The sequence below is a fragment of the Morganella morganii genome (assembly GCF_041099235.1).
Classification (GTDB): domain Bacteria; phylum Pseudomonadota; class Gammaproteobacteria; order Enterobacterales; family Enterobacteriaceae; genus Morganella; species Morganella morganii_E.
This window is the reverse complement of record NZ_JBFZSO010000008.1, coordinates 90,430-106,476: the sequence shown is the minus strand read 5'-3', so window position 1 is coordinate 106,476 and position 16,047 is coordinate 90,430. Positions and strand designations below refer to the sequence as shown.

Sequence of the window (16,047 nt, the reverse complement as noted above, 5' to 3'; positions counted from 1 at the left end):
AACTGCATAATAACGGATTAGCAACAGTTTATCACCGAATCCCGGCGGGCGGTGTCTTTTCCCGTGCGGATAAGAAGACGGAGGCGACGTGCCGGTTATTGATTTTAAAAAGAAGCTGAATTTTCACCGCCAGTTTGGTGCTTCTGCGGAGGAATCCGCACAAGAGTCTCTGGTGAATCAGGCATTTGAAAGTGATCGCGGACGTATTATCAATTCTGCCGCTGTCCGTCGTCTGCAACAGAAAACCCAGGTCTTTCCGCTGGAGCAGAATTCCGCCGTCCGCAGTCGTCTCACACACTCCCTGGAAGTGCAGCAGGTCGGGCGTTATATCGCCAAAACGATCCTCAGTCAGCTGAAACAAGCACAAAAACTGGAAGAATACGGCCTGGATGAGCGTACGGATGCGTTTGAAAGTGTGGTTGAAATGGCGTGTCTGATGCATGACATCGGCAACCCGCCGTTCGGGCATTTCGGGGAGGCGGCGATTCAGAAATGGTTCAGTAATCTGCTGGGCGAGCCGCAGACCGGAGATGAGGATAACTGTCAGATTGCCGCACTGCGCCTGACCGGCTCACCGCAGGCGGATCATCTGCGCCGTCAGCTGCGTCGTGATTTGTGCCTGTTTGAGGGCAATGCCCAGGGAATGCGGATGGCACACCATCTGCTGAAACTGAATCTGACATTTGCCCAGATAGGCAGTGTGCTGAAATATACCCGTCCCGCCTGGCAGCTGGAGCCGGTGCCGGAGGAATTCGATTATCTCACCAAAAAACCGGGCTATTACTGGTCTGAAAATACCCTGATTCAGCGGCTGCGTGATGAATTACAGCTCGGTGAGTTCTGCCGTTTTCCGCTCAGTTATATTATGGAAGCGGCGGATGATATTTCGTATTGCATTGCTGACCTGGATGATGCGGTGGAGAAAGGTATTCTGACCCCGGATACCCTGGTGACCTATCTGCGCCAGGAGTGGCAGGCGCTGGAAGGCTCTGCGGATTCCGCGCTGTTCCGGGATACCGTTGAGCAGGCGTATCAGTCACTTACCCGCAGTCAGCACCGCAGCCCGCAGGATCAGTTTTTTATGTATCTGCGGGTTTATATCACCAATAAACTGGTGCCGTACACCGCGCAGCGTTTTATAGATAATCTGCCTGCCGTGTTTGCGGGTACTTACAATCAGGCGCTGCTGGAAGATAAAAGTGAAGAGCACCGTCTGCTGAAAACCCTGAAGCGGGTCGCGTTTAAATATGTGTTTACCCATCACGAAGTGGAAGAGCTGGAATTACAGGGATTCCGGATCATCAACGGCCTGCTGGATTTTTACCGGCCGCTGTTAATGATGCCGCAGGCGGATTTCGCCGATCTGGTTCGTGAAAACTTCCACAAACACTATTTTATCGAAACGCGGCTGTTACATAAGCTGTCACGCAAGCAGCGGGCGGCCTACGGGGAAGCCGTTGCCGCACTGGCAGATAAACCGCAGGAAGAGCAGACCATCCTGGAATTTTATTACCGCGCCCGGCTGATTCAGGATTATATCAGCGGTATGACCGACCATTACGCTTACGAAGAATTCCGGCGTTTCTCCGTTTGTCAGTAAGCTGCTGATTAATGGCGGCACTTTAGCACAAATGACCTGACAATTCCGGTTCAATATTACCGGAATTGTTGCTACGATTAATCCGCAGGTGTTGCTGAAATAGATTCACTGTATTCGGTGGCGGATATCTGTTATTTAAGGAAGGAATATAAAAACGATTTGCTGTGTAAATGTTAATAAATATAAAGCAAATAGTTATTATTTTTTATTTATTATATGTACATCATATTGTCGCAGCCTGAATGCGTTTCAGGGACTATACCGTTGCACTAAAAGTATTAACCGGGATTACATCACGTATGCAAAAAGAGTATCGGGTCGGGATTGAATTTGAATATTGGCTGACACAGTACCGGAATAAAAGTGCCGCCGGTATTAAATCCTTTGACAATATTACCCTGTCAGAGCTGGCACCTGCACTGAATAACCGCCCGGGGATGGATGATGCCTCGCTGCATAAGGGTGATGCGGGTATTAAAGCCGGTTACTGGTATGTTGAGGGCGATGAGCGGTTTTCACCGGAAGGCAAACTCATTGCCCAGGTTATCAAAGGGATAGAAATCCGCACGCCACCGGCAGAGTCGGTGACAGCGGCGCTGGATTCCCTGCAGATTATTGAAGCACAGCTGAGTGAACGCCTGAAAGCGTGCGGGCTGGGACTGGCAATCAGTGCTTATCATCCGGTTTCGGCGCGCTATCAGTTTAACCCGCCTCTTAATGCATGGGAAAAAGCGTTCCGTGAGGAGCACGCAGCCTTCCGCCACGCGGATCTGGTGATGCAGACCTGCGGGCCGGATATCAATATTTCCGTGCCGGAAATGAGCGATGCCCGTGTTGTACATGCGGTTGAAAAACTGACATTCTTCGCACCGTATCTGGTGGCACTTTCGCTGAACGGTCCGCTGGAAAACGGGCAGTTATGGGGCGGTTTATCCCGCCGTACCGCACTGCGCAGTTGTCACCGTCCCGCCTGTAAAGGGTTCCTGACCAACTCGGCGGTGTATCCGCATGACTTTATTTATCCGGCTCGTAATGAGGGTGAGCACGGGCGGATTGAGTTCAAAGCGTTCGATGCGGTTCCGGACCCGGCATTGATGGGCGCATTCTGTGCATGGATCCTCGGGCTGGTGCTGGATGACACCATTTCCTTTAATTACGGTGTGCAGCCGGATGCCCGCTTTAATGCGATTGCCCGCGAGCCGTTTGCCGACCTGACCGTTTCCACGGTGGTTGAGACACTGCTTATCGCCGCCCGGCGCGCGCTGGAGCAGCACGGCCTGCTGAATGAGGCGGCACGGCTGCAGTTACTCAGTGAACGTCTGGCAAACAGAATGACTCCGGCGGATGAAATGATCACCCGTTTCCTGGTCAGCGGGGAGTTAATGCATTTCGGCGGATTGTGGCCGGAGCAGGATGTATAACACTGTCATATCAGGATACATTTTTATTGTTACCGGTCTGAAACCGTTATTTTTTAAATAACGGTTTTTTTTGTGCCAAAAAAATCAGCACCGGTAAGTTCATGTAAATTTATTATTTATCAGCGGCTGATATTGCGTATTATTCAGCGGGTGGTGCGGTATCAGGCATTATAAATAATGAAACCGGCAGCACAGATGTATAACGATAAATATCATTTATCCTTTTAACAAATAGTGCTGAGGCACTATCCGGCAGTATGGTATAATCAGCGCCATACATTTTTTACCGGTCCATGACGTGTTATTTGCAGTGTATCCGAAGAATCCGTTGGTCAATACGCTGCTTTATGGGAAAATCACCGGCCTCACAGACAACGTTTTTTATCATTATGGCGCAATTTTATTCTCAGCCCCGTCAGACCCCGCGGCAGTCCCGGACTGTCACAGTCACCGCTGACTCTCTCGATGCCCTCGGGCAGGGCATTGCCCGCCTTCAGGGAAAAACTGTTTTTATCCCGGATCTGATGCCGGGTGAGTCCGCACAGGTCAGGCTGACGGAAGAAAAGCGCCACTATGCCAAAGGCAGTGTGGTGAAACGCCTGTCTGATAACCCGGCGCGCCGCAAACCGGCCTGCCGTCATTACGGACAGTGCGGCGGCTGCCAGCAGCAGCATATTCCGGTTGCCATGCAGCGGGAAACCAAAGCGGCGTATCTCGCGTATCTGCTGACCCGCGAAACGGGTGAGGCGTGCGGGGAGGTTCCTGTCCTGAGCGGGGAAGAGTTCGGTTACCGCCGCCGGGCGCGGCTGGCGCTGGTGTATTCCCCGAAAACAAAACAGCTGACCATGGGATTCCGTCAGGCGCAGAGCAAATCAACGGTCTCTGTCACACAGTGTCCGGTGCTGGTTCCGCGTCTGGAGGCATTACTGGTACCTTTACAGCGCTGTCTGTCATCTCTGGCCGCCGCACCGGAACTCGGCCACGCGGAACTGGCGGATACCGAAAGCGGTCCGCTGCTGGTGCTGCGCCATCTGGCACCGCTCAGTGACGCGGATGTGTCCGCACTGACGGCGTTTTGTGCTGAACACAATACCGCGCTTTATCTGCAGGGCAGTGCCGGTACATCGCCTGTGGCAGTTTGTGCGCCGTATCCTCCGCATTACGCGGTAGCCGGGTTAAAATTACAGTTCAGCCCGCAGGATTTTATCCAGGTGAACGGTGCCCTGAATGAGCTGATGGTGGCACAGGCGCTGAACTGGTTGGAGCTGACAAAACACGATCGCGTGTTAGATCTCTTCTGCGGGATGGGTAATTTTACGCTGCCGGTAGCGGAACGCGCCGGTGAGGTTGTCGGGGTGGAAGGCGTGGACGCGCTGGTCCGCACGGCGCGGGAAAATGCCCGTCTCAATCATCTGGCGAATGCCGCATTTTATCACGCGGATTTGTCGCAGGATATTACCGGGGAGCCGTGGGCGGCTTCCGGGTTTAACAAAGTATTACTGGATCCGGCACGTGCCGGAGCGGCTGAGATTATGCCGCATATTGTTGCGCTTTCCCCTGAGCGCATCGTTTATGTTTCCTGTAATCCCACAACACTCGCAAGGGATAGTCAGGTTCTGCATGGTGCCGGGTATCACCGGAATGCTGTCCGTATGCTGGATATGTTTCCGCAAACCGGCCATTTGGAGTCGATGGTGCTTTTCACAAAGACACCACCGGTCAGTCAGTAGGGAGAATGTATGGTCGCGGTAAGAAGTGCGCATTTAACACCGGCCGGTGAGTTTGACCCGGCACACTGGATTAACAGCCTCGGGCTGCATAACCCGGTGACGGGTGAAAAACTGGAAGAGGTCTGGCATTACTGTCATCAGAAGGTTGATGGACATCAGGATGCGGCGCTGTTGCTCGGGCGCGGTATTGAGATGGTGGAAATTTTATCCACCCTCAGTATGGATCTCGACAGTCTGCGCGCAGCGTTGCTTTTTCCGCTGGCCGAAGCGGAGATCCTCGGTGAGGAAGAGATAAGCGAAGCCTTTGGTCCCGCTATCTGGCTGCTGGTCAAAGGTGTGATGGATATGGATGCTATCCGTCAGCTGAAAGCCACCCATAACGACGAAACCAGTTCGGTGCAGGTGGATAACATCCGCCGTATGCTGCTCTCCATGGTGGAAGATTTCCGCTGCGTGGTTATCAAGCTGGCGGAGCGGATAGCCCATCTGCGCGAAGTGAAAGATGCCGGTGAGGACGAGCGCGTTCTGGCCGCCAAAGAGTGTTTCAATATTTATGCCCCGCTGGCGAACCGCCTCGGGATCGGGCAGCTGAAATGGGAGCTGGAGGATTACTGCTTCCGTTATCTGCACCCGGATGATTACAAACGCATTGCCAGCCTGCTGCATGAGCGCCGTCTTGACCGCGAAGAGTATATTGATAACTTTGTCACGACCCTGCGCAACGACATGAAAGAAGAGGGCATTCAGGCCGAGATCTACGGGCGGCCGAAGCATATCTACAGTATCTGGCGCAAAATGCAGAAAAAATCGCTCTCCTTTGATGAGCTGTTTGATGTCCGCGCCGTGCGGATTGTGGTGGAGCGCCTTCAGGACTGCTACGCCGCGCTGGGGATTGTTCACACCCATTTCCGTCATCTGCCGGATGAGTTTGATGACTATGTGGCGAACCCGAAACCGAACGGTTATCAGTCGATTCATACCGTGGTGCTGGGGCCGGCGGGTAAAACCCTGGAAATCCAGATCCGCACCCGGCAGATGCATGAGGATGCGGAACTCGGCGTTGCCGCGCACTGGAAATACAAAGAAGGCACCGCAGGCGGCGGGAAAACAGGCAGTTACGAGAACCGTATCGCCTGGCTGCGTAAACTGATCGCGTGGCAGGAAGAGATGGCCGATTCCGGCGAAATGCTGGATGAAGTGCGCAGTCAGGTATTTGATGACCGCGTTTACGTCTTTACCCCGAAAGGGGATGTGGTGGATTTACCGGCCGGCTCCACACCGCTCGATTTCGCCTACCATATCCACAGCGATGTGGGTCACCGCTGCATTGGTGCGAAAATCGGCGGTCGTATTGTGCCGTTCAGTTACCAGTTGCAGATGGGCGATCAGATTGAGGTGATCACTCAGAAACAGCCGAACCCGAGCCGTGACTGGCTGAACCCGAACCTGGGGTATGTCACCACCAGCCGCGGACGCGCCAAGATCCATAACTGGTTCCGTAAACAGGATCGCGATAAAAATATTATCGCCGGGCGGCAGATGCTGGATAACGAACTGGCTGCGCAGGATATCAGCCTGAAAGAGGCGGAAAAACTGCTGATCGCCCGTTATAACGTTCACTCGCTGGATGAAGTACTGGCCGGTATTGGTGTGGGTGATATCCGCATTAACCAGCTGTCGAATTATCTGCAAAGCAAACTGAACAAGCCGACAGCGGAAGAAGCTGACCGCGAGGCCCTGAAAACCCTGGAAAAAGCCCCGCCGGCCAAACCGGCACCGGCTCACCAGAGCAGCGGCCGTATTGTGGTTGAGGGGGTCGGTAATCTGATGCATCACATTGCCCGCTGCTGTCAGCCGATTCCGGGGGATGATATCGTCGGTTTTATCACCAAAGGCCGGGGAATTTCTATCCACCGCGCGGATTGCGAACAGCTGGCGGAATTGCAGGAGCAGGCACCGGAACGTCTGGTGGAAGCGGTCTGGAGTGCGAGTTACTCCAGCGGCTATTCCCTGGTGGTGCGGGTGGTGGCAAATGACCGCAGCGGTCTGCTGCGCGATATCACCACCATTCTGGCTAATGAGAAAGTGAATGTTCTCGGGGTGCGCAGCCACAGTGATGTGAAGCAGCAGATTGCCACTATCGATATGGATATGGAAATCTACAATATCCAGACCCTCAGCCGTGTGCTGGCAAAACTGAACCAGCTGCCGGATGTGATTGAGGCCAAACGTCACACTCAGTAAAACGGCCGGAAATCGGTTACACTGAAAAGCAGACCCCGGTCTGCTTTTTTTATCACCCCCGGAAATCATATTCAGGAATTAATCATATGTCTGTATCAGTTGAACGCCTGCTGGCGATCATGTCGCAGTTGCGCGACCCGGAAAACGGCTGTCCGTGGGACAAAGCACAAACCTATGGCACTATTGCTCCTTACACCCTGGAAGAGACCTATGAGGTTCTGGACGCGATTGAGCGGGCGGATTTTGATGATCTGAAAGGTGAGTTAGGTGACTTATTATTTCAGGTGGTGTTTTACGCGCAGATGGCGAAAGAAGAAGGGCGTTTTGATTTTGAGGATATCGCCGCCGCCGTCAGTGACAAACTGACCCGCCGCCATCCGCATATTTTTGCCCGTGAGCAGGGGATCGGCGCGGAAGCGGCCATTTCCGGCTGGGAGCAGCGGAAAAGTGCGGAACGCGCTGAAAAATCACAGTATTCCCTGCTGGATGATATCCCGGCAACACTGCCCGCCCTGATGCGTGCCTATAAAATCCAGAAACGCTGTGCGTCTGCCGGATTTGACTGGGACACACTCCCGCCGGTGCTCGGTAAGGTGTATGAGGAACTGGACGAGGTGATGGAGGAAGTGAATCAGCCGCAGGTGAATGATGGGCGCGTGGCCGAAGAGCTGGGCGATTTGCTGTTCGCAGTGGTCAATTTCTCCCGTCATCTGGGACATAAACCGGAAATGGTGTTACAAAAAGCCTGCCGCAAGTTTGAGAACCGTTTTCGTCAGGTGGAGAGCGATATTGCCGCCCGCGGACTGACTATGGAATCAGCAACACTTGATGAAATGGAGAAAAGTTGGCAGGATGTTAAATCCCGTGAGGGATAAGCTTAATGCTTTCAGCTAATGATTTTACCGGAGAATGAAAAGTTTTTTATAAAATGTAAGACGTTGATTAGTTAGTGTAAAAAGGCGGTTTTTACCGCCCCGGGAGCGACGGATAACCGAAAAGAGGTGACGAGATTATTTGTCGCCAAAATAAGGTTAGGGTATACTATTTTCCCGTCCTGTTATATCCATCATCTATTACACCTAAACTTTCAGGTTCAGCATGAAAACTAATTATATTTTTGTGACCGGCGGGGTCGTATCCTCTCTGGGTAAAGGCATTGCCGCAGCCTCTTTAGCGGCTATACTCGAAGCCCGTGGACTCAATGTCACCATGATGAAACTGGATCCGTATATCAACGTCGATCCGGGAACCATGAGCCCGACCCAACACGGGGAAGTTTTCGTCACCAACGACGGCGCTGAAACTGATCTCGACTTAGGTCACTACGAGCGCTTCATCCGCACCAAAATGACCCGCCGCAATAACTTCACCACCGGACGTGTTTACTCTGAAGTTCTGCGCAAAGAGCGCCGCGGCGACTATCTCGGTGCCACCATTCAGGTTATCCCGCACATCACCAACGAAATCAAAGACCGTATCATCCGTGGCGGTGAAGGTCATGACGTGGTGCTGGTGGAAGTCGGCGGGACTGTCGGTGATATCGAATCACTGCCGTTCCTGGAAGCTATCCGTCAGATGGCGGCGGAAGTCGGCCGTGAACACACCTTATATCTGCATTTGACTTTGGTTCCGTATCTGGCGGCTGCCGGTGAAGTAAAAACCAAGCCGACTCAGCACTCAGTGAAAGAATTATTATCCATCGGTATTCAGCCGGATGTGCTGATTTGCCGTTCGGACAGAGTGATTCCTGCTAACGAACGCGCCAAAATCGCGCTTTTCTGTAACGTTCCGGAAAAAGCAGTGATCAGTCTGAAAGATGTCGATTCCATTTATAAAATCCCCGGCCTCTTGAAATCCCAGGGATTAGATGATTATATCTGTAAACGATTCAGCATTAATGCTCCTGAGGCAGATCTCTCCGAATGGGAGCAGGTGATTTATGAGGAAGCCAATCCGTCAGGTGAAGTCACCATCGGGATGGTCGGCAAATATGTTGAACTGCCGGATGCCTATAAATCTGTTATCGAAGCACTGAAACACGGCGGCCTGAAAAACCGCGTCACTGTGAACATCAAACTGATTGATTCTCAGGATGTGGAAACCCGTGGTACAGAACTGTTACAGGGTCTGGATGCGATTCTGGTACCGGGCGGCTTCGGCTCCCGTGGTGTGGAAGGCAAGATTATGACTGCCCGCTATGCCCGCGAGAACAACATTCCGTATCTGGGTATTTGCCTGGGGATGCAGGTGGCACTGATTGACTTTGCCCGTAACCTGGCCGGTATGGCAGATGCGAACTCCACGGAATTTGATGCTGATTGTAAGTACCCGGTCGTTGCGCTTATCACTGAATGGCGCGATGAAGACGGCAATATTGAAGTCCGCAGCGAAGAGAGCGATCTCGGCGGTACAATGCGTGTCGGCGGTCAGTTATGCCACCTGACGAACAATTCTCTGGTTCGCCGGTTGTACGGCAAAGATGCGATTACTGAACGTCACCGTCATCGTTATGAAGTGAACAACATGTTACTGAAGCGTCTTGAAGATGCGGGTCTGCTGGTTGCGGGCCGTTCAGTGGACAACAAACTGGTGGAAATCATTGAGAACCCTAACCATCCGTGGTTTGTGGCCTGTCAGTTCCATCCGGAGTTCACCTCTACCCCGCGTGATGGTCATCCGCTGTTTGCAGGTTTTGTCAAAGCGGCCTCTGATAACCAGAAAGGTCTGCTAAAATAAGATGTGAGGTGAGTGACCGGCCGTAAGTGCCGGTTACTTATCTGAAAATTTAACTTGTACTGAGGAAAACCTAATGTCCAAAATCGTTAAAGTGATCGGCCGTGAAATCATCGACTCCCGCGGTAACCCTACTGTAGAAGCTGAAGTACACCTGGAAGGCGGTTTTGTGGGTATGGCGGCTGCTCCGTCAGGCGCATCTACCGGTTCCCGTGAAGCGCTGGAACTGCGTGACGGTGATAAATCACGTTTCCTGGGTAAAGGTGTTCTGAAGGCAGTCGGCGCGGTAAATGGTCCGATCGCACAGGCGCTGCTGGGTCAGGATGCCAAAGATCAGGCGAAAGTTGACCAGATCATGATCGACCTGGATGGCACTGAAAACAAATCCAACTTCGGTGCAAACGCGATTCTGGCTGTGTCTCTGGCAAACGCCAAAGCCGCTGCGGCATCAAAAGGTTTACCTCTGTACGCACACATCGCAGAACTGAACGGCACTCCGGGCAAATACTCTATGCCGCTGCCGATGATGAACATCCTGAACGGTGGTGAGCACGCTGATAACAACGTGGACATCCAGGAATTCATGATCCAGCCTGTCGGCGCACCTTCTCTGAAAGAAGCTGTCCGTATGGGTTCTGAAATCTTCCATCACCTGGCAAAAGTGCTGAAAGCGAAAGGCATGAACACTGCTGTGGGTGACGAAGGTGGTTATGCACCAAACCTGGGTTCTAACGCGGAAGCGCTGGCTGACATCAAAGAAGCCGTTAAAGCAGCAGGCTACGAGTTAGGCAAAGATGTTACCCTGGCGATGGACTGTGCAGCATCTGAGTTCTACAACAAAGAAACCGGTATGTATGAACTGAAAGGCGAAGGCCGTACCTTTACCTCTCAGGAATTCACTCACTACCTGGAAGAGCTGACCAAAGAGTATCCGATCGTCTCTATCGAAGATGGTCTGGATGAATCTGACTGGGACGGTTTCGCGTATCAGACTAAAGTCATGGGCGATAAAATCCAGCTGGTCGGTGATGACCTGTTCGTGACCAATACTAAGATCCTGAAAGAAGGTATCGAAAAAGGTATCGTTAACTCCATTCTGATTAAATTCAACCAGATCGGTTCACTGACCGAAACACTGGCTGCTATCAAAATGGCGAAAGATGCCGGTTACACTGCCGTTATCTCTCACCGTTCCGGTGAAACCGAAGATGCCACGATTGCCGACCTGGCTGTCGGTACCGCAGCAGGCCAGATCAAAACCGGTTCTATGAGCCGTTCTGACCGTGTTGCCAAGTACAACCAGCTGATCCGTATCGAAGAAGCGCTGGGCGAACGTGCTCCGTTCCACGGCCGCAAAGAGATCAAAGGTCAGTAATTGTTACTGTGAATGTTAAAAAAGGTGTGTCCGGCGGACACACCTTTTTTTATGACCGCATCATCTTATCTTACGAATATTTCCCCGCTTTCTATCCGTTCCCTCAATGACTAAAACTGGTCATTTACCATGCTATGACAAGTTTTTTTACTTATTCTGTTGCCTCAGATCGCAAAACGGACGATTTGTGATGTATTTTGTTATTAATACTTTTTATATTTCACATGAAGATAAATTGTTTAACATTTTTAGCATTCACGCAAAAATGCCGGTTATTAAACTATGACAGCAATCGGTTTCGTGAATACTTTTTCATCCTACTGAGGGAATTATCATGGACGCTTCAGAAACGCTCACCCAATCCACCGGGCTGAGTTCTTTTAATACAAAGGGACTCATCATACTGGCTCTGGACATTGTGCTGCTGATACTGCTGCTGAAATATCTGCCCTACAGCGACAAAGAGAATGCCGGGCTGGCGCTGATGGTGTTCGTCGCTGTTTTATGGCTGACTGAGGCGATTCATGTCACGCTGACCGCGTTACTGATCCCGATTCTGGCTGTATTTCTCGGGTTGCTGGGCGCAGGTAAGGCATTGCAGTCTTTTGCCAGCCCGACCATCTTCCTGTTCTTCGGCGGTTTTGCACTGGCGACGGCGCTGCATATTCAGGGGCTGGATCGCCTGATTGCCAACCGCCTGCTGCTGATTGCCCGTGGCCGTTTATGGGCAGCAGTGATTCTTCTGTTCAGTGTGACCGGTGCGCTGTCCATGTGGATCAGTAACACCGCTACCGCCGCGATGATGTTACCGCTGGTGCTGGGTATTCTGGGGAACCTCGATATCCGTCACGACCGTAACACGTTTGTGTTTATGCTGCTGGGCGTGGCGTACAGCGCCAGTATCGGCGGCCTGGGAACGATGGTCGGCAGCCCGCCGAACATTATTGCCGCAAACCAGCTGGGAATGGACTTCTTTACCTGGATGAAATACGGCATTCCGATGGTACTGATCCTGATGCCGATTATGTTCGGTATTATGTACCTGATGCTGCGCCCGAAACTGGGGGCCCGCTTTGAAATTGAAGTCGAGCAGGTTCAGTGGACACCAAAACGCCTGCTGACACTGGCCATTTTCGGTCTGACGGTTATCTGCTGGATCGGCAGTGCGCCGCTGAGTGATCTGCTGGGTAAAATTAAAGATTTCGATACCATCATCGCGCTGAGTGCCGCTGCCCTGATTGGTATTACCGGGGTGGCAAGCTGGTCACAGATCCAGAATAACACCGAGTGGGGCGTTCTGTTCCTGTTTGGTGGTGGTCTGACACTGAGTATGATCCTGAAAGATTCCGGTGCCAGTGAAGTGATGGCTAACTGGATGAAAACCTCCTTTGGTAACAGCAGCTGGCTGGTGATTATTATCGCCGTTACCACCTTTATCATTGTATTGACCGAGTTCACCAGTAACACTGCGAGTGCCGCACTGCTGGTACCTATCTTTGCCGGTGTGGCAGATGGTCTGGGAATGCCGGTGATGGCGCTGACCATGATTATCGGTATCGGTGCATCCTGTGCCTTTATGCTGCCGGTAGCGACACCGCCGAATGCGATAGTCTTTGGTACCGGGTTTATCAAACAGTCCGAGATGGTGCGTGTCGGTGGTGTGCTGAATATCGCCTGTATTATCGTTATCTCGGCGTTTGCATGGTTGTTCTGGGTATAACAGCACCGCTGATAATAAACACGAAAGCAAAGTGACCCGCTGATTTATCAGCGGGTTTTTTTATACCGGCAGCAAGGAATATCGGTGCGGATGCACTGATATCGCAGAAGTGCGGAAGAGAAGAAGAACTGCGGGAGAAAGATACAGGTGTTATCAGATATAAAAAACCCTGCGTTATGCAGGGCTTCAGATAACATAATGTGATTCAGCGGATATCAGCCGCGCTTATTCGCAACATATACCGTTAACTCGATACCCGGATGTAAATCCTTCATTTTGACTTTACTGTTCCAGGACATCAGTTCTTTCAGTGTCACACCATGACGCTGTGCGATGCTGTAGTAGGAGTCACCCTGACGTACTTTATACTTCGCCAGACGAATTGCATTTTTGGTTGCAGCTTTAGATGGTTTCACCACCGGGCTGCCTTTCACCTGCAATGTCTGTCCGGGCTGCAGAACAGCGGCGCTTTTCAGTCCGTTCAGCTTTTTCAGTTCGGCGACGGTCATCTTATGGCGGTTAGCAATGGCGTAAAACGAATCACCGCTTTTCACTTTGTACTTCGCGGCCTGTGCGCGACCAGCCGGTGAACTCAGCTGTTCAGTACGCTGATTGTTTTTAGCGACCGCCGTGCGGATATCATTAAGTACCGCGTCATCAGATAACGCGCTCATCAGCTGATCGACTTTGGTTTTCGGCAGCATCAGATAGTGGGGACCGGCCGGTGAGGTTACACCGCGTTTCAGGCTCGGGTTATAATCTTTCAGTCTGGAAACCGGCATATCCAGCAGCTGTGCCGCGACATCCAGGGAAATCTGCTGACCGATATTCACCCGTGCCAGGGCGCGCTCTGCATCCGGTACCGGTAAATTCACACCGTTGCGGTCACTGTTGCGGATAACATTGCTCAGGGCAAAAATACGCGGCACATAATCCATGGTCTCTTTCGGCAGGGATAATGACCAGTAATCCGTTGGTTTTCCGGCGGCGGCGTTCGCTTCCATCGCGCGCAGCACACGGCCTTCGCCGCTGTTATAGGCAGCCAGGGTCAGTGCCCAGTCTCCGCCGAACATATTATTCAGACGTTCCAGCAAATCCAGCGCGGCAGTAGTGGAGGCGGCCACATCACGGCGGTCATCAACCCACTGGTTCTGATTAAGCCCGTTTGCTTTGCCGGTACTCGGGATAATCTGCCATAACCCGGCAGCCTGAGCCGGTGAGGTGGCATGCGGATTAAAAGCACTCTCCACTATGGGCAGCAGAACCAGTTCCATCGGCATGTTACGTTCATCGATTTTACCGATGATCCAGTACATGTAAGGTTCTGCGCGCAGTGTCACATCGTGGAGATAGCTCTTTTTGGCGAGGTAAGAAAGTTCTTCGCTGCGGATACGGTCATTGTCCGGAATGTTCATTTTCATTTCATCGCGGATATAACCCCAGATATCATCTTCGGGACTGATGGAGGATGCCTTTGCTGCGTTCATCTGCTGGGTAGTCAGTAAAAAACCGTTACCGGAAGGATAATGAGGTTTCTGAGCAGTTTTCTGCGGCGCAGTCTGACACCCCGCCAGCAAAATTGCGGCGGCAAGGAGTGTAGCTTTGATTTTCATGTTGGCGGAATCAGCATTATTATTCTTCAGTCTGTAGGTTTTGCAATCATACTGGTGTTATTCCGCCCTGACAACGATTACGGCTAAAATTGATCTTTTTTTGCGCGTAAAGACGTAAAAGTTTCCTCAGCTGTCGCCGTATGTTTACTTACTGATAAATTATGTTGCAGATCAATATTATCACAGTTAAGAAAAACATTAATTTTCCTTTCTGTTTTCAGTGTGACGGGGAGTGTAGCTTCATGATTCTGACGTAATTCTGCAATATATTGCTGATATGCCTGAATATCACGGTTTTCCGGCCAGACAGCGCGCGCAAAGGCGAGGTTAGACTGTGTGTATTCATGCGCACAGCAGACCAGCGTCTCATCCGGCAGCGCCGCAAGACGGCTGACCGAGCGGAACATCTGCGCCGGTGTACCCTCAAAAATACGGCCGCAGCCACCGGAGAAGAGCGTATCGCCGCAAAACAGATAAGGTTCGCAATAATAAGCCACATGGCCGAGTGTGTGTCCCGGCACTGCCATGACCTGAAATGTCAGCCCGCCGCTGGTGATAGTGTCATTATCCTGCACGCAGTGATTTGCGCCTTTCGTCAGGGTTTCGGCGGGACCGTAAACCGGCAGACCGGGGTAATGTGAAACAATCTCCGCCGTGCCGCCGGTGTGATCCGTATGGTGGTGTGTCAGCAGGATGGCTGAAGGGGTCAGTCCCCGCTCCCGCAGTGTATTCAGTACCGGCTCACTGACGCCGGGGTCAACGATAACACAGGTGTGCGCATTATCCCGTAATAGCCAAATGTAGTTATCTGATAACGCGGAAATTCTGATAAGCTCCATAGATACCTCACCTTTCTGAGTGTGAACCAAGGATAAAGCCATGTTTTCTGCACGAGCGACAAAAACTCTGACGATGCCGGACTCGTGGTGCGATATTCCCTGCGGACGCCGCTTCCGGCAATCGCTGGAAGCACAGCTGGCGCCCTGGTGGCCGAAAATGTTTGGTTTTCATCTGATTAAGATCGGCGCGCTGAGCTGTGAAATTGACAGCAGCAGCTGCATGATCCCGCATCAGGTGAATGTGGCACCGCAGGGTAACACCTTACAGGTATTCGGGGAGGCGGCGCAATTGCCGTTTCTGGACAAATCTGCGGATGTCTGTGTGCTGGCACATAATCTGGGCTACAGCAGTGATCCGCACCGGTTGCTGCGCGAGGCTGACCGTGTCCTGATTGAGGACGGCTGGCTGATTATCAGCGGGTTTAACCCGTTAAGCCTGCTGGGGGCGCGTAAACTGATCCCGTGGCGTCTGAACCGGGAGCCGCAGTGCAGCCGGATGTTTTCACAGTTCCGTATGCTCGACTGGCTCAGTCTGCTCAATTACGAAATTATGTATCACCGGCTTACCACGCCGATCCCCTGGTGTAACCCGGACAGTGCCGGCAACCGCTATGCACGAATTTTCGGCTGTCTGGGCGTTATTGTGGCCCGCAAACGCACGGTGCCGCTGACGTTCACACCGCAGAAGCTGCGCCTGCTGCGGCCGAAACTGAACAATGTGGTGGGCGCGACACGCCAGCAGACACCGCCGCGCTGTCTGAAACGGCGCTGA

At 52.2% G+C, this 16,047-nt stretch carries 11 protein-coding genes; 9 read left to right on the top strand and 2 right to left on the bottom strand.

Going from position 1 to position 16,047, the window contains the following annotated elements; genetic code table 11:
• The first annotated feature begins 88 nt into the window (after window positions 1-88).
• The 8 genes from dgt to AB7038_RS13730 all read left to right on the top strand — a co-directional run bounded on the left by dgt (window position 89) and on the right by AB7038_RS13730 (window position 12,823).
• Window positions 89-1,600, top strand: a complete 1,512-nt coding sequence (gene dgt, locus AB7038_RS13765; RefSeq protein WP_368889996.1) for a dGTPase — start codon at window positions 89-91, stop codon at window positions 1,598-1,600.
• Window positions 1,601-1,899: 299 nt separating this feature from the next.
• Window positions 1,900-3,021 (top strand): glutamate-cysteine ligase family protein, encoded by a 1,122-nt coding sequence (locus AB7038_RS13760; RefSeq protein WP_368889995.1) that lies wholly within the window; start codon window positions 1,900-1,902, stop codon window positions 3,019-3,021.
• A gap of 347 nt (window positions 3,022-3,368) precedes the next feature.
• Entirely contained in the window at window positions 3,369-4,751 is a 1,383-nt protein-coding gene (gene rlmD / locus AB7038_RS13755; RefSeq protein WP_369453501.1) for a 23S rRNA (uracil(1939)-C(5))-methyltransferase RlmD, read from the top strand.
• 9 nt (window positions 4,752-4,760) lie between these two features.
• Entirely contained in the window at window positions 4,761-6,995 is a 2,235-nt protein-coding gene (gene relA, locus AB7038_RS13750) for a GTP diphosphokinase (protein ID WP_004235959.1), read from the top strand.
• Between the two features lie 86 nt (window positions 6,996-7,081).
• Entirely contained in the window at window positions 7,082-7,870 is a 789-nt protein-coding gene (gene mazG, locus AB7038_RS13745; protein WP_369453500.1) for a nucleoside triphosphate pyrophosphohydrolase, read from the top strand.
• Between the two features lie 223 nt (window positions 7,871-8,093).
• Window positions 8,094-9,731: a glutamine hydrolyzing CTP synthase gene (gene pyrG, locus AB7038_RS13740; protein ID WP_072871922.1), complete on the top strand. Its 1,638-nt coding sequence runs from the start codon at window positions 8,094-8,096 to the stop codon at window positions 9,729-9,731.
• Between the two features lie 73 nt (window positions 9,732-9,804).
• The gene (gene eno, locus AB7038_RS13735; RefSeq protein ID WP_004235956.1) at window positions 9,805-11,103 is read left to right on the top strand and encodes a phosphopyruvate hydratase; all 1,299 of its coding nucleotides are present in this window, start codon (window positions 9,805-9,807) and stop codon (window positions 11,101-11,103) included.
• Window positions 11,104-11,437: 334 nt separating this feature from the next.
• The gene (locus tag AB7038_RS13730; RefSeq protein ID WP_369453499.1) at window positions 11,438-12,823 is read left to right on the top strand and encodes an SLC13 family permease; all 1,386 of its coding nucleotides are present in this window, start codon (window positions 11,438-11,440) and stop codon (window positions 12,821-12,823) included.
• A 215-nt stretch (window positions 12,824-13,038) separates the two neighbouring features.
• Here AB7038_RS13730 and mltD read toward each other — a convergent pair whose 3' ends face one another.
• Together mltD and gloB are read right to left on the bottom strand one after the other, a co-directional pair.
• Entirely contained in the window at window positions 13,039-14,436 is a 1,398-nt protein-coding gene (gene mltD / locus AB7038_RS13725; protein ID WP_369453498.1) for a murein transglycosylase D, read from the bottom strand.
• 83 nt (window positions 14,437-14,519) lie between these two features.
• Window positions 14,520-15,275, bottom strand: a complete 756-nt coding sequence (gene gloB, locus AB7038_RS13720; protein WP_369453497.1) for a hydroxyacylglutathione hydrolase — start codon at window positions 15,273-15,275, stop codon at window positions 14,520-14,522.
• 40 nt (window positions 15,276-15,315) lie between these two features.
• Between gloB and AB7038_RS13715 the strand changes: the two genes are divergently transcribed.
• A complete protein-coding gene (locus AB7038_RS13715) occupies window positions 15,316-16,047 on the top strand; it encodes a methyltransferase domain-containing protein (protein WP_368889989.1) in 732 nt (243 codons plus the stop codon).

Excerpts from the sequence above, each read along its gene's own strand:
- AB7038_RS13760 (WP_368889995.1), top strand. The coding sequence starts at position 1,900 with ATGCAAAAAGAGTATCGGGTCGGGATTGAATTTGAATATTGGCTGACA.
- rlmD (WP_369453501.1), top strand. The coding sequence starts at position 3,369 with ATGGGAAAATCACCGGCCTCACAGACAACGTTTTTTATCATTATGGCG.
- relA (WP_004235959.1), top strand. The coding sequence starts at position 4,761 with ATGGTCGCGGTAAGAAGTGCGCATTTAACACCGGCCGGTGAGTTTGAC.
- mazG (WP_369453500.1), top strand. The coding sequence starts at position 7,082 with ATGTCTGTATCAGTTGAACGCCTGCTGGCGATCATGTCGCAGTTGCGC.
- pyrG (WP_072871922.1), top strand. The coding sequence starts at position 8,094 with ATGAAAACTAATTATATTTTTGTGACCGGCGGGGTCGTATCCTCTCTG.
- eno (WP_004235956.1), top strand. The coding sequence starts at position 9,805 with ATGTCCAAAATCGTTAAAGTGATCGGCCGTGAAATCATCGACTCCCGC.
- AB7038_RS13730 (WP_369453499.1), top strand. The coding sequence starts at position 11,438 with ATGGACGCTTCAGAAACGCTCACCCAATCCACCGGGCTGAGTTCTTTT.
- mltD (WP_369453498.1), bottom strand. The coding sequence starts at position 14,436 with ATGAAAATCAAAGCTACACTCCTTGCCGCCGCAATTTTGCTGGCGGGG.
- gloB (WP_369453497.1), bottom strand. The coding sequence starts at position 15,275 with ATGGAGCTTATCAGAATTTCCGCGTTATCAGATAACTACATTTGGCTA.
- AB7038_RS13715 (WP_368889989.1), top strand. The coding sequence starts at position 15,316 with ATGTTTTCTGCACGAGCGACAAAAACTCTGACGATGCCGGACTCGTGG.